Annotated in this window: 14 protein-coding genes; 7 read left to right on the top strand and 7 right to left on the bottom strand. The window is 61.7% G+C overall.

Annotated features, from left to right (window positions below; all coding sequences use genetic code 11):
- The first annotated feature begins 73 nt into the window (after window positions 1-73).
- Together ACTJK7_RS06640 and ACTJK7_RS06635 are read left to right on the top strand one after the other, a co-directional pair.
- The gene (locus ACTJK7_RS06640) at window positions 74-889 is read left to right on the top strand and encodes a carbon-nitrogen hydrolase family protein (RefSeq protein ID WP_440779882.1); all 816 of its coding nucleotides are present in this window, start codon (window positions 74-76) and stop codon (window positions 887-889) included.
- A gap of 204 nt (window positions 890-1,093) precedes the next feature.
- Window positions 1,094-2,419, top strand: coding sequence for an APC family permease (locus ACTJK7_RS06635; RefSeq protein WP_323150937.1), 1,326 nt, complete (start codon window positions 1,094-1,096; stop codon window positions 2,417-2,419).
- A gap of 7 nt (window positions 2,420-2,426) precedes the next feature.
- Here ACTJK7_RS06635 and ACTJK7_RS06630 read toward each other — a convergent pair whose 3' ends face one another.
- From ACTJK7_RS06630 to ACTJK7_RS06610, 5 genes are read right to left on the bottom strand one after another with little or no spacing between them, the layout of a single operon-like run.
- A complete protein-coding gene (locus ACTJK7_RS06630) occupies window positions 2,427-3,830 on the bottom strand; it encodes an ATP-binding protein (RefSeq protein ID WP_440779880.1) in 1,404 nt (467 codons plus the stop codon).
- Window positions 3,827-5,641 (bottom strand): DAHL domain-containing protein, encoded by a 1,815-nt coding sequence (locus ACTJK7_RS06625; protein WP_440779878.1) that lies wholly within the window; start codon window positions 5,639-5,641, stop codon window positions 3,827-3,829. The genes ACTJK7_RS06630 and ACTJK7_RS06625 overlap by 4 nt, the downstream gene beginning before the upstream one ends.
- A complete protein-coding gene (locus ACTJK7_RS06620; RefSeq protein ID WP_440779876.1) occupies window positions 5,638-6,582 on the bottom strand; it encodes a cytochrome-c peroxidase in 945 nt (314 codons plus the stop codon). Before ACTJK7_RS06620 ends, ACTJK7_RS06625 begins: the two co-directional genes overlap by 4 nt.
- Window positions 6,579-8,453 carry a putative bifunctional diguanylate cyclase/phosphodiesterase gene (locus ACTJK7_RS06615; RefSeq protein WP_440779875.1) on the bottom strand — a complete coding sequence of 625 codons (1,875 nt, stop codon included), beginning with the start codon at window positions 8,451-8,453 and terminating at the stop codon, window positions 6,579-6,581. Before ACTJK7_RS06615 ends, ACTJK7_RS06620 begins: the two co-directional genes overlap by 4 nt.
- The gene (locus tag ACTJK7_RS06610; RefSeq protein ID WP_064383861.1) at window positions 8,450-10,723 is read right to left on the bottom strand and encodes a GGDEF/EAL domain-containing response regulator; all 2,274 of its coding nucleotides are present in this window, start codon (window positions 10,721-10,723) and stop codon (window positions 8,450-8,452) included. The genes ACTJK7_RS06615 and ACTJK7_RS06610 overlap by 4 nt, the downstream gene beginning before the upstream one ends.
- A gap of 255 nt (window positions 10,724-10,978) precedes the next feature.
- On the opposite strand from ACTJK7_RS06610, the gene ACTJK7_RS06605 reads away from it, so the two are divergent.
- From ACTJK7_RS06605 to ACTJK7_RS06590, 4 genes are read left to right on the top strand one after another with little or no spacing between them, the layout of a single operon-like run.
- On the top strand, window positions 10,979-12,334 hold the full coding sequence (locus ACTJK7_RS06605; RefSeq protein ID WP_323150940.1) for an HD domain-containing phosphohydrolase: 1,356 nt from the start codon (window positions 10,979-10,981) through the stop codon (window positions 12,332-12,334).
- 60 nt (window positions 12,335-12,394) lie between these two features.
- Entirely contained in the window at window positions 12,395-12,829 is a 435-nt protein-coding gene (locus ACTJK7_RS06600) for an NUDIX hydrolase (RefSeq protein WP_108563151.1), read from the top strand.
- Window positions 12,830-12,852: 23 nt separating this feature from the next.
- On the top strand, window positions 12,853-13,491 hold the full coding sequence (locus ACTJK7_RS06595; protein WP_011335760.1) for a LysE family translocator: 639 nt from the start codon (window positions 12,853-12,855) through the stop codon (window positions 13,489-13,491).
- A gap of 2 nt (window positions 13,492-13,493) precedes the next feature.
- The gene (locus ACTJK7_RS06590) at window positions 13,494-14,024 is read left to right on the top strand and encodes an N-acetyltransferase family protein (protein WP_440779921.1); all 531 of its coding nucleotides are present in this window, start codon (window positions 13,494-13,496) and stop codon (window positions 14,022-14,024) included.
- On the opposite strand, the gene metR is transcribed toward ACTJK7_RS06590, so the two are convergent.
- A complete protein-coding gene (gene metR / locus ACTJK7_RS06585; protein WP_007953158.1) occupies window positions 14,008-14,925 on the bottom strand; it encodes a transcriptional regulator MetR in 918 nt (305 codons plus the stop codon). The genes ACTJK7_RS06590 and metR overlap by 17 nt on opposite strands.
- Window positions 14,926-15,036: 111 nt before the next feature.
- Between metR and metE the strand changes: the two genes are divergently transcribed.
- Complete coding sequence (metE, locus tag ACTJK7_RS06580; RefSeq protein WP_440779873.1) at window positions 15,037-17,349, top strand: 5-methyltetrahydropteroyltriglutamate--homocysteine S-methyltransferase; 2,313 nt, start codon at window positions 15,037-15,039, stop codon at window positions 17,347-17,349.
- Window positions 17,350-17,391: 42 nt separating this feature from the next.
- Here the strand turns inward: metE and ACTJK7_RS06575 are convergent, their stop codons facing one another.
- On the bottom strand, window positions 17,392-22,926 hold the full coding sequence (locus ACTJK7_RS06575; RefSeq protein WP_440779872.1) for a dermonecrotic toxin domain-containing protein: 5,535 nt from the start codon (window positions 22,924-22,926) through the stop codon (window positions 17,392-17,394).
- Window positions 22,927-23,131 lie beyond the last annotated feature (205 nt).

Genomic DNA, 23,131 nt, shown 5'->3' with positions numbered 1-23,131 from the left:
TGCGAAGCATACTGGCCCACAGACAGCCGCCGGGCAATCTTTCGGCGCCCGGCGCTCATAACAAGGACTACCCATGAAAGTCGAACTCGCCCAGTTGGCGGGCCGTGACAAAGACACTGCGTACAACCTCGAACGCGCCCTCGCGGCGATGGCGGCCTGCGCCGCCGACACGCAATTGATCGTGTTCCCCGAGACCCACCTGATGGGCTTTCCGACCGCCGACACCGTGGCGCAGATCGCCGAACCACTGGACGGCCCGACCGTCAGCGCCGTGCAGGCCGCCGCTCGCGAGCGCAACCTTGCCGTGGTGATCGGCATGGCCGAAAACGACAACGGCCGCTTCTACAACACCACGCTGCTGATGACTCCCGAAGGCATCGCCCTGAAATACCGCAAGACCCACCTCTGGGCCTCTGATCGCGGTGTGTTCGAGGCGGGTGACCGTTACGCCACCTGCCTGTGGAACGGCGTGCGGGTCGGTCTGCTGATCTGCTACGACATCGAGTTCCCCGAGTCGGCCCGGGCCCTGGCGCAACTGGGCGCCGAATTGCTGATCGTGACCAACGGCAACATGGACCCGTACGGCCCGACCCACCGCACCGCGATCATGGCCCGGGCTCAGGAAAACCAGGCGTTTGCGCTGATGGTCAATCGGGTCGACGCCGGGGATGACGGGTTGATGTTTGCCGGCGGCAGTGCGCTGGTGGATCCGCTGGGCACGGTGCTATTCGAGGCCGGGCGTGAGGAAGGGCGGTTCAGTGTCGAGCTGGATTTCGGCCAGTTGGAGCTGGCGCGCAAGGATTATCGGTATCTGGATGATCAGCGGTTGAGGTTGCCGGGGGAGGTGGTTGAACACGCCTGCGGAGTACGTGAGCTGCTGATTCCTTGACCCGTTGTACCCGATCGTTCCCATGCTCTGCGTGGGAATGCAGCCCGGGACGATCTGCGTCCCAAGAGCGGACGCAGAGCGTCCATTGAGGCATTCCCACGCAGACGGTTCGACGCCTCGACGTGGGAACGATCAGCAACACCCGAAACATTCGCCGAACTCGGCCTCTGCCATAAATCCAATAAAATCCGGAGTAAGTCGCCCATGGCTCGTTTGCAACGCACCCTTTCGCTGGGGTCGGTGGTGCTGTTCGGCATCGCCTACATGACGCCGATCATTGTCCTCGGCACGTTCGGCATCCTCGCCCAGTCCACCGCCGGCATGGTGCCCGCCGCCTATCTGGCGGCACTGGTGGCGATGTTTTTCACCGCCATGAGCTACGGGCGCATGGCCGCCGCGTTCCCGGTGGCCGGCTCGGCCTACAGCTATGTGCGCAAGGCCATCAGCCCGAAACTCGGCTTCATCGCCGGTTGGGCAGTGCTGCTCGATTATCTGTTTCTGCCGATGGCGATCTGGCTGATCGGCGCCGCGTACCTCGCGTCGGCCTTCCCGTCGATCCCGCAGTGGATCTGGGTGCTGGCGTTCATCGGCATCACCAGCGCAATCAACATCATTGGCCTGAAGCTGGCCAACGGCATCAACGCCTTGCTGATGCTGGTGCAGTTTCTGGTACTGATCGCCTTCGTCGCGCTGTGCGTGCATTACGTCGGCGGCGATGCCAGCACGCCGCTGTGGTCGATCAAACCGTTCTTCAATGGCGACATGCAGATGCCGCTGATCATGAGCGGCGCGGCCATCGCTTGCTATTCGTTCCTCGGTTTCGATGCGGTCAGCACCCTCACCGAAGAAACCCGCGATCCACGCCGGACCATCCCTCGGGCAATCATGCTGATCACCCTGATCGGCGGGCTGATTTTCGTTGGCGTCTCGTACTTCGTGCAGATCGCCCATCCTTCGTTCCAGTTCGACAGCGTCGACTCGGCGGCTTACGAGATTGCGCGCAACATTGGCGGTGATCTGTTCGTGTCGATCTTCCTGATCGGCCTGATCGTCGGGCAGTTCGCCTCGGGTCTGTCGGCGCAGGCCAGCGGTTCGCGTTTGTTGTTCGCGATGGGCCGTGACGGTGTGCTGCCCAAGTCATTCTTCGGCACCTTGCACGAGCGCTTCGGCACGCCGGTCAACAGCATCCTGCTGTGTGCGGTGGTGGCCTTGCTGGCGCTGAAACTCGATGTGACCACCTCGACCTCGTTCATCAACTTCGGGGCGTTCCTGGCGTTCAGTCTGGTCAACCTGTCGGTGATTTTTCACTACTGGATCGGCGGCGAGAAAAAGGGTCTGCGCGAGTTGATCCTGTTCCTGATCTTCCCGTTCATCGGCCTGGCGGCGGACTTGTGGCTGATGGTCAGCCTCGATCACCTGGCGGTGTATCTGGGCCTGAGCTGGCTGGCGATTGGCGTGGTGTACCTGGCGGTGCTCACGGGTGGTTTCCGCCGACAACCGCCGGAGATGGATTTCCAGGAAGCCGCCTGACCCGGCATCAGGCCGCCGGGCGGGTCTGGCGCAACGGCAACTGCACGCGGAACGTCGTGCCGGCGCCCAACGTGCTGCGCACGGAAATATCGCCGCCGTGTTTCTTCACGATGCCATACGACAGGGACAGGCCCAGGCCTGTCCCCTGGCCCACCGGTTTGGTGGTGAAGAACGGGTCGAAGATTTTCTGCAGGGTCTCGGGGGCGATGCCCAAACCGGTGTCGGCCACTTCGATGATTGCCGTTTCGCCCTGCACGCCGGTGCGCAGGGTGATGGTGCCGCGCTCCGGGCCCATGGCCTGCGCCGCGTTGACCACCAGGTTCATGATCACCTGATTGATTTGCGAGGGCAGGCATTCGATGTCCGGCAGATCCTGATATTCCTTGACCACATCGGCCTTGTACTTGAGCTCGCCGGCGACGATGTTCAGGGTCGATTCGATGCCCTGTTGCAGATTGGCCCACTGCCATTCCTGTTGGCTGTCGACCCGGGAGAAATCCTTGAGATCCCGGACGATCTGTCCGACCCGACCAATGCCTTCCTTGGATTCGCGAATCAGCGTCGGGATGTCTTCCAGCAGATAGTCCAGTTCAAGACGCTCGCGCAATTGCTGCAACTGCGCGGCGGCTTCGGCGGGCAAGTTCTGCCCGGCGGTGTGATAGGCGCCGAGCATGGCCAGCAGTTGCTGGAAGTAGCCGTCGAGCGTGCCGAGGTTGGAGGAAATGAAACCGATCGGGTTGTTGATTTCATGGGCGACCCCGGCGGCCAGTTGACCCAGCGAGGCGAGTTTTTCCGACTGCACCAGTTGGCCTTCCAGCTGTTTGCGTTCGTCGATTTCCCGCTGCAAGGCTTCGCTGGCCTGCCGGAACTGGGCAGTGCGCTGATCCACCAGATGTTCCAGGTGATGCATTTGCAAGGACGCGCGTTCGGTCATCTGCCATTTGGTCAGCAGGGTGTTGGCCATCTGCTGGACTTCAATGTTGTCGAAGGGCTTTTTCAGGATCAGCAGTCGGTCATGGGCGTGCAGACGATCCAGCAGTTCGTCCCAGGAGTAATCGGAATAGGCGGTGCAGACCACCACCTGCAACTGCGGATCCTGCTTCCAGAGTTCTTCGATGGTGCGCGCCCCGTCCCAACCGTCCGGCATGCGCATGTCGACGAAGGCCAGGGCATACGGGCATTGCTCCTGCAGGGCCAGGTTGAGTTTGGCCAGGCCTTCCTCTCCACCGTAGGCCGAATCCAGCTCGAAAGGTGCTTGCCGGGGTTTGGCGGGCACGCCGAACAGGGCGGCTTCCATCTCGTCCAGTTTTGCCGAGTGCGCCGGCGCCGGGGCGAGGATCTTGCGAAAGTCCTCGTGAATCGACGGCATGTCATCGATCAGCAGGATGCGGCGGTTAGACAGCTCGCTCATGCGTTCTCCGTAACGGTGATCAGCGGAATCTGCAGGGTGAACAAGGCGCCCAGTCCCGGCCCGTCGCTGTGGGCGGTGAGGTGGCCGTTCATCTCGATGGCCGCCAGCGCGCAGCTGTGCAGGCCGAAGCCGTGGCCTTCCTTGCGGGTGGTGAAACCGTGGGCAAAGATCCGCGTCATGTTTTCCGGTGCGATGCCTTCGCCGTCGTCCCTGACGCTGATTTCCAGAAAACTGTCGTCGACGATCTTTACCCCCAGGGTCATGGTGCGCGGGCGGTTGCTCAGGTCGGACATCGCGTACTTGGCGTTGCTGATCAGGTTGATCAGGATCAGCAGCAAACGGTGTTTGTCGCCCATCACCTGGGGGACTTCGGCGTATTCCTTGACCACCGTGACGTGGTGCCGGGTGAGGGCGCCGGCGTTCATGCGCAGCGCGTCTTCGAGCAGCTCGTTGATGTACAGCGCCTCGGTCATGCTGTTGGCCCCGGCATAGGATTGCTGGGTGGCGACGATGTCCTTGATGTGATCGACGCTTTTGTTCATCTGGTTCAGTTCGTCGACCATCTCCTGCTGTTCCTGGGCGATGGCGCCGACCAGTTGATTGAGGTAGCCGGGCAGCAGCTTGCCCTTGGGGTCTTCGCTGAGGAAATGGCCGAGGTCGTCCGGGTGTTCGTTGATCAGTTGCATGGCCTTGCCCAGCCCCTGCGCCTTGCTGCTGCGCAGTTTGCGCGAGATCAGGTCGGAGGAGATGTTCACGCTGTTGAGCACGTTGCCGACGTTGTGCAGCACGTTGGTCGCGATCTCGGCCATGCCGGCCTGGCGCGCGGCATCGAGCAGTTCGCTCTGGGCGTTCTTGAGCTCCCGGGTGCGCTCGTCGACCCGTTGCTCCAGCACATCGTTGGCGGTTTGCAGGGCCGCGTTGACTCGATTGATCTCGGCAAAGCTGCGGATCAGGCGGATGGCCAGCCACAACAGCGACAACATCAGCAGGACGGAAAACAGCAGCAGATAGAAGTGATATTTACGGTCGATTTTTTCGGCCTGTTGCTGATCCTGGTTGAGCATGGTGGTGATGTTGTCCAGACGCTCGGCCACGGGGATCGCCTCTATTTCTTCGAGCAACCGGTTGACGATTGGCTGCTCGCGCAGAATCAGGCTGATGTGATTGCTCAGGATCCTGATCGGGGCCTGGAAGTCCTGGGGCAGGCGTTGCGCATTCACCGCCAGTTTGTTCAAGCCCAGTACGATGTCGGCGGCCTTGTCGTCGGAGGTGACCTGGGAAAACTCCAGGGCGCTGAGCAGCAGGTCATAGGTGTCGGTGGCGATGTTCTGCACCTGGATCTTGTCGAGGTCGGACAGGTCGGCCAGTTGCGCCTGAATGTCATCTTCGGCGGTCGGCAGAAACGCCAGGGAATTGCGCAACAGGGCGTTGTGCGACTTGAACTGTTCCACCAGCCGGGTCTTTTCCTGCATGGCCGTGAGAAAACTGTCGTGAGCCTCGTTCCATTGTTGCGAGTCGCTGCGCCCGTGGCCGGACTCCATGGTGTCGAAGCGTTCCCACAAACGGTTCATTTCGTTCATGGGTGAAATCAACGGGTCGTAATTGTGCGAAAGCGCCACCCGGGCCTTGAGGATTTCGTTTTCCCACAACGAATCCTGTTGCTTGATCTGGCGGATCAGATCCCGGGATTCGGTATAGGCCGTCGTCTGCTCGGAACTCGATTTCAGGTACAGAAACACCAGAATCGAGGCCAGCAACACGGTGACGAGACCGAGCAACAGCAGGCTGACACGGCGTGAGACCTTCATCATGGCTTGCCCTCCCTCTGGCCGGTCAGGGTCTTGAGAAACAGGATGATCAGGGTCTTGTCTTCTTCGCTGGGCATGCGCCCCAACTGATACTGGAACATCACGTCAACCGCCCGTTCGAGGGTGGGCGCCGAACCGTCATGGAAGTACGGTGCGGTCAGGGCAACATTGCGCAGACTCGGCACCTTGAACACGGCGCGATCGGCTTCGTCGCCGGTCACGTTGAAACGGCCCTGGTCGGCCACTGTCGGGTTACCGCGATCGGCGATGTAGTCGCCGAACACGCCGAACTTCTGGAACATGTTGCCGCCAATGTTGACGCCCTGATGGCAGGCAATGCAGCCGTACTCCTTGAAACGCTGATAGCCGTATTTTTCTTCGAGGGTCAGGATATCGGTATTGCCCAGCAGGTACTGATCGAAACGGGAGTCGGGGGTCAGCAGCGTGCGCTCATAGGTGGCCAGCGCATTCTGGATATTGGCCCGGTTCACGGCATCGGGGTAGGCGGCACGAAAGCTTTGACCATAGGCTGCGTCGTCAGCGATCCGTTGCACGACCGTGTTCCAGTCGCTGCCCATTTCGTGGGGGCTGGTGATCACGACGTTGCTCTGTTCTTCCAGGGTTTCGACGCGACCGTCCCAGAACTGGCGGAAATTGAGGCTGGCGTTGAACACGGTCGGTGTGTTGACCGCCACCGGTTGCCCATCGAAGCCGTTGGAGAAGGCGCGGGTGTCGGCGCCGCCTTTATCCAGTTGATGGCAACTGGCGCAAGACAGCGTGTTGTTGATCGACAGCCGTGGGTCATGGAACAGCTGACGTCCCAGTTCGACCCGCTTCGGGTCTTGTGGCGGGATGGCCGGCAAGGGCTTGAGCGGCTCGTCCAGTGGCGCGGCGAGGGTGTTTGCGCATAGCGCGAACAGTAGAAACAACGCCGGGCGATTCATGAAACACCCCACGGACCAGGCTGAGCGGACGCCAGCAATCGGGCAAAGGCGTCCACCGGCAAGGCTTTGCTGAAGTAGTAGCCCTGGCCTTCCTCACAGTGGTGATCCTTGAGGAACGCCAACTCTTGCGCGGTCTCCACCCCTTCGGCGATGACGTTCAGATTCAGGCTCTTGCCCAGGCTGATGATCGCGCCGACCAGCGCCGCATCGCTGCTGTCATGACTCAGGCCGCGAATGAACGACTGATCGATCTTCAGCACATCGATGGGAAACCGGCGCAGATAGCTGAGGCTGGAATAGCCGGTGCCGAAGTCGTCGATGGCCAGTCGGACGCCCAACGCCTTCAGCCGGTTCAGCGCGCTCATCGTCGCGTCGACGTTCTGCATCAGCACGCCTTCGGTGATCTCCAGTTCCAGCAGACGGGGATCCAGTCCGGTCTGTGCCAGCACCTGCTCGATGCCCTCGACGAAGTGGCGCTGACGAAAGTCGATGGCCGAGGTGTTGACCGACATGCGAATCGGCGGCAATCCCGCCTGTTGCCATTCACGGGTCTGACGACAGGCCTCGGCCAGCACCCATTTGCTCAGCGGCACGATCAGGCCGCTGTCTTCGGCCACCGGGATGAACTCCGAGGGATAGACCCAGCCATGCCCCGGTTTCTGCCAGCGCACCAGTGCCTCGGCACCGACTACCCGGCCGCTGGCCAGCTCGATTTTCGGCTGATAGTGCAAGACGAATTCCTGGCGTTGCAGGGCCTGGCGAATGCCCGACTCGATGCTTTGCTGTTCCCGGGCGCGCTGGTTCATGGCTTCGATGAAAAAGCCGATTTCGTTCGGTCCGTTTTCCTTGGCGCTGCGCATGGCCGTTTCAGCTTTCTTGATCAGCTCGATGGCCTCGAGCCCGTCATCGGGGTAGAGGCTGATGCCCAGACAGGCCGTGACGCTCACGTCATGCCCGACGATTGTCTGTGGAGCGCGGATGGCGCTCAGTAGTTTCTCGGCGATGCTGCGCGACTGCTGCGGATGGTTGATGTCGCTGAGCATCACCACGAATTCGTCGGAGCCATAACGAAAGACCGAATCCGATTCGCGCACGCAGGCCAGCAATTGCTGGCCGACCCGTTTGAGCATCTCGTCGCCCGCCGGATGGCCCAGGGCATTGTTGATGCGCTTGAAGCGATCCAGCCCGAGAAACATCACCACCAGTTGTTTGTCATGGCGCCGGCAAGCGGCCAGCGATTGAGTCAGACGATCACCGAGCAAGGTGCTGTTGGGCAGTCCCGTGAGGCTGTCGTACTGCAAAAGGCGCGAGACCTTGAGTAATTCGTGCACGCGGGCCTCGATGGTCTGCTCGAGGTTGAGCATCTTCAGTGCAGCGTCCTGGGCGAGCTGCCATTTCCACGTCAGGGCATTGGCCATCTGGCGGATTTCCAGGGTGTCGAACGGCTTTTTCAGGATCAGCAACTGATCGCCGAACTCCAGGCGTTCGGCCATGGCCTCCCAGCTGTAGTCGGAATAGGCGGTGCACAGCGCAATTTGCAGATTGGGGTCCACTGCCCAGAGTTTTTCGATGGTTTCCAGGCCGTCCCAACCGGGCGGCATGCGCATGTCGGTGAAGGCGAGGGCATAGGGCCGGCCTTCGTCCAGTGCGTTTTGCACCAGTTTCAGTGCTTCCTGGCCCTGATAGGCGGAGTCGAGCTGGAACGTCAGGTGCGGCGATTGGCGGGTGCCGAACAGCGTTTGCTCAAGCGTGTTCAGATCCGCTTCACCGTGGGTGTCCGGGGTGAGGATCTTGCGAAAGTCGGCATGGATCGCCGGGGTGTCATCGACGATCAGAATGCGCCGGTTGGTCTGGGGAAAAGGTGTTTTCATCCCTCATCCTCCCTGGGCAGCGGGGCAGTCGCGTTCCCGCCCTTCAGCAGACGCGCCGCCTGTTCGGGGCTGACCGCTTCCCTGAAGCAAACGCCTTGCACGTTTTTCAGCGGTGCCGACGAGGCCAGGGCGTCATCCCGATCTGCGGGCCGGACGCCTTCGGCGCTGATGTCGATCGCCAGATCCCGGGCGAAATTGACGATCGCGCGCAGGGTGTTGGCGCTGCCTTCATCCTGGGCCGCACTGTCGATCAGGGATTGGGAGAGTTTGAGGTGATTGACCCGGTAGGTTTTCAGGTAATCGAACGATGAGTATTCGGTGCCGAAATCGTCGATGGCGATCTTCACCCCAAGCTCACTCAGGCGCGGCAGCACATCGTTGTGGGTCCATTTGGTCTGGGCCAGGGTCGCTTCGGTGACATCGAAACGCAGATCCCACGGTGCCAGCTCCCAACGGGCGGTGGTGCGCAGCACGTCATAGATGAGCTCGGGCCCGCTCTTGAGTTGCGCCAGGGAAATCCTGATCGCCATCACCGGAGGCGCCACTCCCTCGTTTTGCCATTGGCGCATCTGCCAGCAGGCGTGATCCAGTATCCAGCGACCGAGCGGGATGATTGCACCGGTCTTTTCCGCTGCCGGTACAAAGGCCGACGCCGGCAGCAGACCCAGCCTGGGATGTTGCCATTTGACCTGCGCGGCCATGCCGAGAATCTTGCCGCTGTGCATGTCCACTTCCGGCGTGTAATCGAGCTTCAGTCCTCCCTGAATGAGCGCTGTCGTCAACTCTTCGGCAAGGGTAATGCGCTCGGCCACTTCCCGGGTGATTTGCTCGGAGTAGAACTGGTACTGATTGCGCCCGGTTTCCTTGGCGCGGTACAGCGCCATGTCGGCGCCGGCCAGCAGGCTGTCGGCATCCAGACTTGTGGCCCGGTAGAGGCAGATGCCGATGCTGACGGAGGTGTGCACGGCATTGCCCGTCAAGTGGTAAGGCTGCGACAGTGCATCGCGGATCTTGGCGGCGACGGTGGCGGACTGGGTCGGGTCGCTGACATCCAACTGCAGGATCGCGAATTCGTCACCGCCCAGCCGTGCGACTACGTCGTTTTCCCGCACATTCGATTTGATCCGCTGTGCCACTTCCTGCAAAAGCAAATCGCCGACCGGATGGCCGAGGGTGTCGTTGATCCGCTTGAAATGGTCCAGATCCAGATAAAACACCGCAAAAGGCGCCGCACCCCGACGCGCGGCGGCGAAGGCCTGATGCAGGCGCTCGATCAGGGTGGCGCGATTGGCCAGCCCGGTGAGACCGTCGGTGCGGGCCAGCAGGTTCATCTTTTCTTCGGCCAGCCGGCGCTCGGTGATATCGAGAATGATCCCTTCGACTTCCAGCAGTCGGCCGTCGTGATCGCGCACCGGGATGTAGCGGTTTTCCACCCAGCGCCAGTCGCCCGCGCCCGTGCGCAGGCGAAACTCGATGGAGGCGCCCTCTGCATGGCGATCGAGCACCCGGCCCATGGCGGCATCGACACTGGGCTGATCGTCCGGGTGAATCAGCGTCTGCGCCCAAGTGGCCGACCCCACCAGATCAGCCGCGACATGCCCGTAGCGGGTGATGTTGTGGGAGATGTACATCAGCGGAAACGACGGTTCGCCGCGCAACCGGTAGAGGATGGTCGGACTGTTCTGCACGATGATGTTGGCGTCGGACAGCTCCCGGGTACGCGCCTGAACCGCCTGCTCCAGCAGGTTCATCTTCATGGCGGCGTCTTCGGTCATCTGCCACTTGACCGTCAGGGCACTGGCCAGCTGCCGGATCTCGATCGCATCGAAGGGTTTTTTCAGGATCAGCAGGCGATCGGTCAGGGCCAGCCGCTGGTCAATGTCCTCCCAGGAGTAATCGGAATAAGCGGTACACAGGGCCACTTGCAGCTTGGGGTCGACCTGCCACAGTCGCTCGATGGTTTCCAGGCCATCCCAGCCCGGCGGCATGCGCATGTCGATGAAGGCCATGGCGTAGGGACGCCCCGCGGCCAGTGCGGCTTCGACCTTGTCCAGCGCTTCGCGGCCCTGATAGGCCGAGTCCAGCTCGAAAGGGTCCCTGGGGGCGGCGGGAGCGGAGGTCGGATCGCCGAACAGCAGGTTTTCGGTTTCGTCCAGACTGTCGTCTGTAACCGTGGCCGACTTGAGGATTTTCGCGAAATCCTCATGGATCGACGCGGTATCGTCGACGATCAGCACACGACGGTTGATAGGGCCGGGTTGCGCACTCATGACGCAATACCCGCCTGTACACGTACATTCGTCATCGGGAGCATCCCTTTCCCCTCATCCCATGCCTGCGCGCAGGCCGATGGTGTCGTCCCGCCACTTGAGCATAGTTGCAGGGACGCAACTTCGCCTGTCGCGGTGTAACAGAGGATTTACACGGCCCCGGCGAAAATCATCTAGCCTTTGGTTCAGGCGCGGGCAAGCGGGGAGGTCTGTCGGCGCGTCAGTCATGTCCAACGTTTTTCACGAGGCTTCGCCATGGAAGAGCCGTCCGCCCCGATTTCGCCGCCCCGGCCCAAAGTGCTGCTGGTCGATGACGAGGAACCGATCCTCAACAGCCTGCGCCGTCTGCTGCGCGGCCAGCCTTATGACGTGTTGCTGGCCACCAGCGGTGCCCAGGCTCTGGAAATCCTCGAGCAGCAACCGGTGAATCTGGTGATGAGCGATGCGCGCATGCCCAACATGGATGGGGCTACGCTGCTGGCTCGCGTTCATGAGCTGTACCCGGCGACCGCGCGGATCATGCTCACCGGCTACGCCGAACCTTCTGCAATCATCAAGGCCATCAACGAAGGGCAGATCGAGCGCTACATCAGCAAACCCTGGAACGACGAAGAAATGCTCCTGACCTTGCGTCAGGCCCTCGAGCATCAGCATCTGGCACGCGAGCGCGAGCGTCTGGAACAACTGACGCGAGCGCAAAACGATCAGCTGAAGTTGCTCAACAGCACTCTGGAAAAGCGCGTCGCCGCCCGCACCGCCGAGCTGCAGCAGACCGCCGACATGCTCGATCTGGCCTACGAGGAGCTCAAGCGCAGTTTCCTGACAGGCACCGAAATGTTCTCGTTGCTGGCCAACCTGCGCCTGCCGCCGACCAAGCAGACCAACCGGCAGATCATCGAACTGGTGCGCTGCTATTGCCGCGAACATCGGTTTGATGAAGCCGCCAGCCGCGACCTGACCATGGCCGCCGCGCTCTACAACATCGGCAAGCTGAGCTGGACCGACAGCATGATGACCACGCCGTCGGACCTGTTGCACAGCACCGAGCGCGATCGCTACCGGGCGTATCCGAAACAGAGCGAATCGCTGTTGATGACCCTTGACCCGATGAAGGATGCCGCGCGGCTGATCCTGCATCATCAGGAACACTGGGATGGCAGCGGGTTTCCCGACCGGCTCAAGGGCGAAGCCATTCCCTTGGGTTCGCGGCTGTTGAAACTGGCGGTGGATTTCGTCGAGTTGCAGCGCGGGCTGATTCTCGAGCGGCAAATGAACAGTGATGAAGCGTTGCTGTACCTGCGCCAGTACGCCGGCAAACTTTACGATCCCGAACTGATCGAGGATTTCATCAAGGTCTGTGCAATGGTCAGCGACATCACCCTGACCGATCCGAGCGTCAAGGTGCTGGGTACCCGGGAACTGGCGGCGGGGATGATCCTGGCGCGCAATCTCAACGCCGACAACGGCATGTTGCTGCTCAATGCCGGCAAGGTGCTGAGTGCTTTGCTGGTGGACAAACTGATCAGTTTCGAAGCCATGGAGGGCGCTAAATACAAGGTGTTCGTGAAAGTACCGGAGGAGGGGGAAAGCGTGCTTCTGGCCCAGGGGTGATGACGCTGGCGCGGTCGGCATGGGATCCTTGCGGTTTTTCCCAAGGCCGATGGCTGACCCATGACCTCTGTATCCGCTGTTTCCCCCCGCATCATTCGTATTGCCGCCGCGTTGCTGCTCAACTCCGCCGGCCAGACCCTGCTGGTGCGCAAGCGCAACACCACGGCGTTCATGCAACCGGGCGGCAAAATCGAGGCCCACGAGCTGCCGGTGCATGCGCTGGCCCGTGAGCTGGAAGAGGAACTGGGACTGGTGATCGTTCCGGCGCAGGCGAGCTTTCTCGGCCAGTTCTCGGCACCCGCCGCCAACGAGCCGGGATTCGTCGTGCAGGCCGAGATCTTTCAGCTGACCATCGACGCCGAAGTATCTCCGGCCGCCGAGATCGAAGAGGTGATCTGGATTGATCCTGCCACCGACGGCGATGTGGTTCTCGCCCCATTGACACGCGACCTGATCCTGCCGTTTTATCGAGCCTCGCTGACCGCGATCGCCTGATCATTCGTGCAAAGGACTTCGTCATGATCCCGCTTCAAGACCTGCTGATTTTTGCCGCCGCCGCCCTGCTGATGGTACTGACGCCAGGGCCGAACATGATCTACCTGATCTCGCGGTCGATCTGTCAGGGGCGGCGCGCCGGGGTGACTTCGCTGCTCGGCGTGGTGGCGGGTTTCTTTGTGCATCTGTTCGCGGCGGCTGCCGGTTTGACTGCGGTGTTTCTCGCGGTGCCGATGGCCTATGAAGTGTTGAAGTGGGCCGGTGCGCTGTACCTGCTGTGGCTGGCCTGGCAGGCGGTGAAGCCCGGCGCCCGTTCCCCATTCGAGGCGCAGCAACTGCCGGCGGATTCGTCGCGCAAACTGATCACCATGGGCTTTCTAACCAGCGCGCTGAACCCGAAAATCGCGGTGTTCTACCTCTCGGTATTTCCTCAGTTCATTACCCCGGAACACGGCTCGGTGTTCACTCAAAGCATCATTCTCGGCCTGACCCAGATCAGCGTCAGTTTCAGCGTCAATCTGTTGATCGCGCTCTTCGCGGCGGGAATTGCGTCGTGGTTCGTCAGCAATCCGACCTGGCTGGCGGCGCAGCGTTATTTCATGGGGTTTGTGCTCGGCGGTCTGGCCGTACGGCTGATGCTTGAACAACGCCGGTCGGCTTGAGCATGTGGATCGAGCGGCTGGACGCCAGTCATGCGCTGGCTTATCGCGAACTGATGCTGGAAGCCTATGACCGGCATCCCCAGGCGTTCACCTCCAGCGTGCGCGAGCGCGCAGTGATGCCGCTGAGCTGGTGGGAGTCACGCCTGACCAGCAAGCTCGATGCGGTGTTCGGCGCGTTCGAGGACGGCCGGCTGGCGGGCATCGTCGGCCTGGCGTTTGAGCCTCGTGAGAAGGCCCGGCACAAGGCAACGGTGTTCGGCATGTATGTGTCGGCCGAGTATCGCCAGCGCGGTCTGGGTTTGAAACTGATGGAGGCGGTGCTGGGTGAAGCGCAGCAGCATCCGGCGCTGAAAGTCATTCAACTGACCGTCACCGCCGGCAATGACGCGGCGTTCAAGTTGTACCAGCGCTGCGGCTTCATCCAGTTCGGCCTCGAACCGATGGCGGTGCGGGTCGGCGAGGACTACTTCGACAAGATCCACATGTGGTCCCAGCCTTTCGTGCCAACCGCCAGCCTCAACGAACCGCGCTGACCCCATCCAGGGTCGAGAACGAGGTGTCCTTGGCCGTCAGCAGGAAATCGCGCATGTACGGCGCGTCCAGCATGTCGGCGCGGATCGCCGCGTACAGCGTCGCGAACAGACCTTTCTCGCCCAGCCGCTTGCCTTTCACGTAACCCCGCGAGCTGTATTCATGCAGCGCCCAGTGCGGCATGCCGCACACGCCACGGCCGCTGGCCACCAGCTGCATCATCATCACCGTCAGCTCCGAGGTGCGTACCTGCGCCGGTTCGATGTCGGCCGGTTCGAGGAAGCGGGTGAAGATGTCCAGCCGATCGCGTTCGACCGGGTAGGTGATCAGGGTTTCCGTCAGCAGGTCTTCGGGGACGATGTACGGTTTGCTTGCCAGCGCGTGCTGGTTGGCGACCGCAAGCATGGCTTCGTAGGTGAACAGCGGCACGTAGGTGATGCCGGCGATTTCCAGCGGGTCGGACGTCACCACCAGATCCAGGTCGCCCCGGGCCAGCGCCGGCAGCGGTGCAAACGAGAAACCCGAAGCGAGGTCAAGTTCGACTTCCGGCCACGCATCGCGGAACTGGTCGATGGTCGGCATCAGCCACTGGAAGCAGCTGTGGCATTCGATGGCCATGTGCAGACGTCCGGCGGTGCCACCGGCCAGACGCCCGATGTCACGTTCGGCGGCGCGCAGCAGCGGCAGGGTCGCGTCGGCCAGTTGCAGCAGGCGCAGGCCGGCGCTGGTGAAGCGCACCGGTTTGGTCTTGCGCACGAACAACGGCATGCCCATGCGCTCTTCCAGCTCCTTGAACTGGTGGGACAGCGCCGACTGGGTCAGGTGCAGGCGGTCGGCTGCGTCCACCAGGCTGTCGGCTTCACGCAGGGCATGCAGGGTTTTCAAGTGACGGATCTCAAGCACCGCAGGCTCCATGAGGGAAATTTGTGATCAACACGAAAAGGTTGAGTTTGTCTCATGTTGCCCTGGCTGTCGACAATGGCGCCATCTTTTACGCAATGGAGAACACTCGACATGGCCGTGGCACACACCCTGGGTTTCCCGCGCATCGGCGCCGACCGCGAACTGAAAAAAGCCCTCGAAGCCTGTTGGAAAGGTGATCTTGATCAGGCCGCCCTGAATCAGGTCGGCCGCGAACTGCGCGCCAGACACTGGCAACTGCAGAAGGACGCCGGCATCGACCTGCTGCCGGTCGGCGACTTCGCCTGGTACGACCAGGTGCTGACCCACTCGCTGACCTTCGGTGTGATCCCCGAGCGCTTCGACGCTGTGCGCGACGAACGCGGCCTGCCGACCCTCGACACCTTGTTTGCCATGGCCCGTGGCGCCACGTCTTCCTGCTGCGGCGGCGAGCACGGCAAGACTCAATACGCCCAAGAGCTGACCAAGTGGTTCGACACCAACTACCACTACCTGGTCCCGGAATTCAGCGCCGACCAGCAATTCAAGCTGAGCTGGGAACAGCTGTTCGATGAAGTCGAAGAAGCCAAAGCCCTCGGTCACAACGTCAAACCGGTGATCATCGGCCCGCTGACTTACCTGTGGCTGGGCAAGGCGAAAGGCAACGGCTTTGACAAGCTCGATCTGCTCGAGCGCCTGCTGCCGGTATACAACCAAATCCTCGGTCGCCTCGCCGAACAAGGCGTGGAATGGGTGCAGATCGATGAGCCGATCCTCACCCTCGACCTGCCGCAAGCCTGGAAAAGCGCTTTCGAACGCGCTTATCACATCCTTCAGTACTCGCCGCTGAAGAAACTGGTGGCGACCTATTTCAGTGGCCTGCAAGACAACCTTGGTCTGGCCGTCGGCCTGCCGGTGCAAGGCCTGCACATCGATGCGGTGCGTGCACCGGAGCAACTCGGTCAGGTGCTCGATCGCCTGCCGACCTACAAGATTCTGTCGGTCGGGCTGGTCAACGGACGCAACGTCTGGCGCTGCGAACTGGAGCAGGCGCTGGCGCAACTGCAACCGGCGCAGGAGCGTTTTGGCGACAACCTGTGGGTCAGCAGTTCCTGCTCGTTGTTGCACAGCCCGGTGGATGTCGAGCGTGAAGACAAGCTCGATCCGGAACTGAAAAGCTGGCTGGCATTCGCCGTGCAGAAGTGCAGCGAAATTTCGGTGTTGCGTGATGCGCTGAACGATCCACAGGCGCCAAAAGTGCAAAACGCTCTGGCCGAAAGCCGCGTGATTCAAGAGAGTCGCGCCCGCTCGCCGCGCATTCACAAAGCCGACGTACAAGCGCGGGTCGAGGCGATCAATGCCGGCGACAGCCAGCGTCACTCGCCGTTCGCCAAGCGCATCGCCGCACAACAGGCGCGTTTGAAATTGCCGACGTTCCCGACCACCACCATCGGCTCGTTCCCGCAGACCGGTTCGATCCGCCTGGCCCGTCAGGCGTTCAAGCAGGGCAAGCTGTCGGCCAACGACTACCACGATGCCATGCGCAGCGAAATCCGCCACGCGGTGCAGGTGCAGGAACGCCTCGGCCTGGATGTGCTGGTGCACGGTGAAGCCGAGCGCAACGACATGGTCGAGTATTTCGCCGAACAGCTCGACGGTTACCTGCTCACCCGCTTCGGCTGGGTGCAGAGCTATGGCTCGCGCTGTGTGAAACCGGCGGTGATTTATGGCGATCTGAGTCGTCCGAACGCCATGACCGTGGACTGGATCACTTATGCCCAGGGCCTGACCGACAAGGTCATGAAAGGCATGCTGACCGGTCCGGTGACCATGCTGATGTGGTCGTTCCCGCGCGAAGACGTGTCGCGCAAAGTCCAGGCGCAACAACTGGCGCTGGCTCTGCGGGACGAAGTGGTGGACCTGGAAAACGCCGGGATCAAGATCGTGCAGATCGACGAAGCCGCGTTCCGCGAAGGCCTGCCGCTGCGCCGTGAACAATGGCAGGAATACCTCGACTGGGCCGTGGAGGCGTTCCGCCTGACAGCCTCGGGCGTGAAGGATGAAACCCAGATTCATACCCACATGTGCTACAGCGAATTCAACGATGTGATCAAGGCAATTGCCGACATGGACGCCGACGTGATCACCATCGAAACCTCGCGTTCGGACATGGAATTGCTCGAGGCCTTCGAAGCGTTTGACTACCCGAACGACATCGGCCCGGGTGTCTACGACATCCACTCGCCGCGGGTGCCGGACACTGCCGAGATGGTCAAGTTGATGAGCAAGGCCGTAAAACGGATCCCGGCGCAGCGCCTGTGGGTCAACCCCGACTGCGGGCTGAAAACCCGCGCCTGGCCGGAGACCGAAGCAGCGCTGGTCAACATGGTCGCGGCGGCGCGGCAGTTGCGCAGTCAGTTGGCGTAACACGCAAGAGACAGGGAGCGGCGAACCGCTCCCCGGGGCGTGTCAAAGCGCTTCGAACCAGGGCAGCACTGGCGAACGTTTGCCGATGTCGGCGTAGGGTAACGTTTGATCGTCAGCGTGGGTTTTGCCACGGTGTTCAGGCAGTTTCAAATGGGCTTTTTCGAAGTCGCCGAACGCTGGCCTGGCCTTGCTGTAGTGAAAATGTGCATACCACAACAGCCGGGGCGGCTGGAGGCTCAGATCGCGAATTTCGTATTCCTGCAGGTAATCTGGCCGGCCGTCGGTGCGATTGCGCAGTTGCTTCATCAGCGCGACCTTGCGGACCTCCACGGCATTTTGTTGCAGCAGATCTTCGAGCATGCCATCGGTGGGGCTTCGGCTGGCAAGGGTCTGCCGGGTGCGCATTTGCCGTCCTTGAATACGCATTCGGGCCGCCATGGCGTTCAGTTCTGCGATCACCGGATGTCCGGCGGACAGGGCTTCGATATCTCTGGCCCGGCGCGACAAGTCATTGGCTTCACTGACCATCATGTGTTCCAGATCCACCGGGAGCATGTCATGTTCGGCATAGGTCTGCACCTTTGCCTGATAGGCCGGTTGTCCATCAAGCCGCTTGCGCGCATCGGCCAGCAGTGACGGCAGATGGCGGGGCGCCGGCGGCAGTGTTTGTGGCTGTGGCGTCACCTGGCGATACCGGCCGTTGGTTGCCTGTTCCCAGACTTGCTGCCCGGCTTTGCCGTGGTTCAGGACGAATTGCCGTTTGCGGGTTCTGAGTTCCCAGTTCTCCACCCCGATCAGCCACTGATCGTTTTCGGTCCGGAAGATTTTCTTGTCGCGCTGCCCGCCAGGGCGAGCGGGTACCGGAAGGTCGATGGCCTTTCTGGCACGCTCGGCCATGGCTTCCACGCCGGCCATCAATGGTTCGAACTCTTCCATATGAAAGTACTGGGGGTAACTGGCGGTCCACTGGTTCATTTCCCGGCGATATTTTGCATAGGTGTCGAGGCAGTCAGTCAGTATCTGCATGCGCTGCGCCCGCGTGGCGCTGACTTCCGACAGACTGAACTGAGTGAACAGGGCTCGGTCCATGTCGGCCCGCAATTGCCAGGCACTTTGTTGCAGATAACGCCAGGAGATATCGCCGCTGTGTTCGAAGTTCTGCACCGTCTCCAGGCGTTGCGAAGTCTTGACGTACCCGAGATTGAAATCGGTCATGCGTCGGTTCATGTCATCGACCACCGCCCTCAGTCTGGCCCTGTCCGTTTGCACGGTGATGAGGCTGTACCAACGGTTGAGATCGCTCATGAATCCTTCTACGTCCTCGATAGCGCTGATGATCTCGAGACGGGTCCGGTGCATGTCCTGACGCTGTCTCCAGCGTGCGTCGATCGACTCCGCCGGCAGCGCATCGAGGGCCTCATGCTGTGCATCGAGGTCATCCAGTCTTTTCCTGATGCGCTGGTTGGTGATCAGCGCGCGGTGTTTGAGGCGGTCGGTGATCAGTTTGGCGTCGCGGCTCTGTATATCCAGCAACGCACGCAGCTTGTTGCCGTGAGAAAGGGGACGCAGCTCGGCCACTGTCTGAAACTGACGCTTGGCCAAGGCAATGTCATCCCGGCAGCATTTTTCTGCGGCCAGTCTGAACAACAGATTATCGGGGTTCTGATAGTGGGTATTGATCACCACATCGCTTCTTCGGACCTGGGCGTCGATGCGGTTGCTCAAGCTGTCACATTCAAGGGTCAGCCGATGGTGCAACCGATAAGCGCGGTCGACCCACCGGCGCGGCAGGCGGTTGCGGATGGCTTGCGGCCAGACCGGATCGAGGGTGTCGGCGATGTACCCCAGCACATTGCCGCCACCGAGTCCCCCGCCCTCGAACGTGGTGCCGTAGACACCGAACCAGGTATCCCACTCACCTGCCTCGTTCAGGGCGATGGGTTGTTTATAGGTCTTGCGGGGGGTGCCGCTCAAACGCCAGTTGCGTGAATCACGACTCCATTCGACCTTGTAGACCCTGCCCTGGCGGACGATGAAATTCCCGTCGGCATGCCGGTAAATGTTTCGCCACACGCCACTGTCGACCGGTTGCACACCGGCCAGCGAGAGCGGGTTCTCATATTCGTATCCGGCGAATCGTTCGACGATGCGGCGCGTCTGGGTTTGATTGCGCAGCGTCAGCGCTGCTGAGTCTGTCGCCAGGTTCCGAAGCAGGCGGGTGCGGGTCGCCGAACGGGCTTTGAGGCTCGCGCCGGCGCCGGGCAAAAGATCGATGGCGGCATCGATCAGGCACAGCAGCAGCGATTCGACCTCGGCCAGCCCATCGCCGACCTTGCCCCGCAGAAACGCCGCGACGGCCTGATTGCCGGCGATCCAGGCGTCATACAGCGCGATTGCCGTACCCACGAAGGGCACCAGCCCCAAGGCCATTTTCAGGTAGTTGAATACTCGGGGACCATTGAGGGCATAGCGCTCTTGGTACAGCGCTTCATTTGAGCGCGAGGTGCCGCGATGGGCCTCGATCAGGCGGCCCATGTGGGCATCGAGCAGATGCGCGGCGAGCGATGTGGTGGGTGGCCATTTCAGTCCGACGCCGATCATGCCGTCAAAGCGTTTATCCACTGCTTCAGCGATACGTTTTTCGTGGGCCCGGACGCTGCCCTGCAAGGCGCGGCCGGCGAGATAGCGGATCATCGTGTCCTGGCTGCAGCGATGGAACAGATCCTTGCGAGCCGCTTCGAGGCTGTCGTAACCACGCAGGAATCGACCGTCGGGCGCATCCGGCAGGTACAGCAATGTCGTGCCGCCTGCCTGTTCTTCGATAAAGGTCACGCCGGACAGCGTAGCGGGCCCTTCGCCCGGTGTGTCCGGACCACCGGCGGACAGGAACGCCGGGCGCAGCACGATACGTCGATCACCATGGTTCCAGGCTTCGTCGGTGTCGGCATCGATGGCCGTATCGAAGATCTGCAACGCAGATTGGTCGATCTGATGTTGCAGCCATGCGCATCGACCTTGCAGCCTGAGCATCAGGCGCCAGGGTTCGAGCAGACATTCGCGCCGATGATCCCGCCGGAACGGCGGCTCGTCGGTCGCGCCTTTGAAGGTGGAGTGAATCAGTTGCTCGTAGGCCTTGGGCAGATCCAGCTCCGGCAGCAGCTTGCGCAGATAGGGAAGGGTGATCCCCTCAAGCAGGGTGGAGCGTTCGCGGTCGTCGCTGGCACTGACTTCGACCTGCATGAAGTCCAGGCGCATCAGCAAGGGTTCCAGATTCATCGACGGTGTATTGTCGATGTTGAGCTGCGCCAGGGTCTCCAGCGACAGGCTGCTGCGGGTGGCGCTGGGTATCGCCACCAGTTTCTGAGGTGTGCCGGGGGCGCCGGGCGCGTTGAATGTCTGCTTCTGCAGTGCCACCGAATCCGGCAGGTTCAGTTGCACCGAAAAATGCCCTTCAAGGGAGAAGTCCCCACGCAGCCGTTCCTGCAGACGCTGGCGGGTGAAATCCTCGCGAGGCGGCAACGTGACGGTCAGCAATGCGTGACTGCGGTTCATCGCAACGATCCAGGCCTGGATCAGTTCCTTGAGGGGGCGTTGTTCGGTTTGCGGCAAATTACGCAGCCAGTCGGGCAACTGTGTGGCGAGGGTGGCGCTGCGTTGCTGATCCAGTCGAAAGTCCATGGCCAGCCGTCGGGCTGCGTGGATTGGCACTTGTAGAAGGGCAAGCGTCTGGCTGCGCAGGTGTTGCAGCTCATCTGCACGCTGTCGTGCCTGCGAGGGTTCGCTGTTGCGTTGGCGAATGGTGGCCGCCCGGGTTTCGAACTCGCCGGTCAGCTGATTCAACGCGTATTGCAGCGGATCGCCTGAGAGTGGTGTCAACACCAGCGCCGGGCTGTCTGCATTTGCATGCACCTTGAACAACTGCTGTTCCAGGGCCTGGCGATCGGCGAACCGTTGCAGTCCGCCGCCGCTGCCGGGCCAGTAGAGCATCAGGCTTTGCGTGCGGTCTGGTGGACGCTGCCGGCGCATCAGCACGAACGCGCCGTTGATCTCTTGATGGTTGATCGTGGTGCTGCTTTCTTCGGACTCGGTCAGCGACAGCGTGAGGCTGGCTGCTACAAAATCGCTGTCGGCGCTGTCGGCTGTGCCAAGCATTGCTGTGAGCAGCTGATGTTCTTCAACGCTGATCTGATTCAGGGCCCGTTGCATTTGCGCTTCGGCAATCAGCCCTTGTCTGTGGGCGTTGTACAGCGCGGTGAACTGCCGATTGAACGTGGGGATGTCCAACGTTCGCTCACGCTCGAGCAGCGCCCGCGCGGCGAGGTCGGCGGCTTGCTCGGCGTTTTCCTGCGTTGTTTGCAGCGCTCTGAACGAGCGCAGGGCTTCATCATCCGCCAATGACTCCAGTGCATCGAACGCTCGCTTGACGGCAGTCTGTCGCAGGGACCAGGGCACATCGGCCTGCAGGTTGCCGAACAGTGACGGTTCGTCTTCGCTCTCCGGCGTCGGGGCCGGGCTGTCCAGGCCGGGAGGTGCGCTGAACGTGGCGAGGTTGCGCTGGCGGTCGATCCGCTCGGCGATGTCCAGCGAGCGAGGGCCGTGCTCGGCCAGATCGCGTTTGCCGTCCGATCCGTTGCGCAATGCGGCGACTTGGGTCATTTGCTGCTGCGACAGCCACTCAGTGAAGACCATCGTCAGTGAGCGGCCGACCGCGGCATATTCGACCTGGAGGTTCTCGACCGGCAGTCCGGCGGGCACGAATGGCGGCTGCGCCAGCCAGGTCTGCACATCACTGCGTCGGGCGAAGGCCTGGATCGCATCCGCCTGGTCGGGTACGTACAGCAAGTGGGCGGCGTCGTCTGCGCGACTGATGACCCAGGCGGCCGCCGGTCTGACCCGCACGCCGTTGTGCAGTCGCAGGGTCGGCAGTTCGATGCGCAGGGTATCGTCCGAAGCGCTGCGCGTTTGCGCCCCGTCCATCAGCGCCCACAGGGGTTCCAGCTGTTCAGCCGTTACCGTGCGCCGGGCAAAGGCCATTTGTGCGGCGGCCTCGATATGTCCCCGATACAGACGATCGGCCTGATCCCGGCGGGACAGCGGCGTGCCCGGCGCTCGGGAGCTCCAGTAAGCCTGCCAGCGCTCATCAAGCGCCAGTGCCGGTTCGAGAGCCTTGATCTGTTCAAGCAATTGCGACGGGGTGAGTGTCGACAGGGCATGGGCACTGTTCACACCGGTCAGCCGGCATCGGTTGTCGAGCCATTCTTCCAGTCGCGGATGCTGAACGACGAAGGCGCAGGCTGCCGTGAGACTGACAAAACGCTGCGCGTGCCTGTTGGTCGGGTGAAACAGCAACCCGCACTGCTGCCCGTCCAGCCCCAGTTTTTCGTGGAGCAAGCGGTCGAGGGTATCGCGAACCGAGGGCGCGCCAGCGCACAGTTGGCGCAGCCCTTCGCTGCATGTCCGCCGACGGATTGCCGCGCCCTGTAGCAGGCTTTCATCGACAGAGAGGGGCAGAGGGGGGAACTCGTGCTGCAGGTTCAGCGGGGCAGGGAGATTTTCTAAAAAGGATCGTTCGACCATGGCGACAAGCTCAGACAGAGAGCGGCGGATCCGCTCATTCAGGCGCCATTCAAGAGCAATGGTCAGGGAGCGGGTGGTGCATGGTTATCGGGTCCAGCCGACCGCTCGGCACTCTTCATCAAACTGTCATCGAACTGTGGCAGCGCGCTTGAACAAACTTCATCAGACTCGCGCTCTATTGGGGTTCTGCGTTTCGGTGTTTTTC

Origin of the sequence: Pseudomonas sp. 22085, assembly GCF_052045815.1 — a bacterium.
In the GTDB taxonomy this organism is placed as follows: domain Bacteria; phylum Pseudomonadota; class Gammaproteobacteria; order Pseudomonadales; family Pseudomonadaceae; genus Aquipseudomonas; species Aquipseudomonas glycinae.
This window is presented reverse-complemented; position numbering and strand designations above follow the sequence as displayed.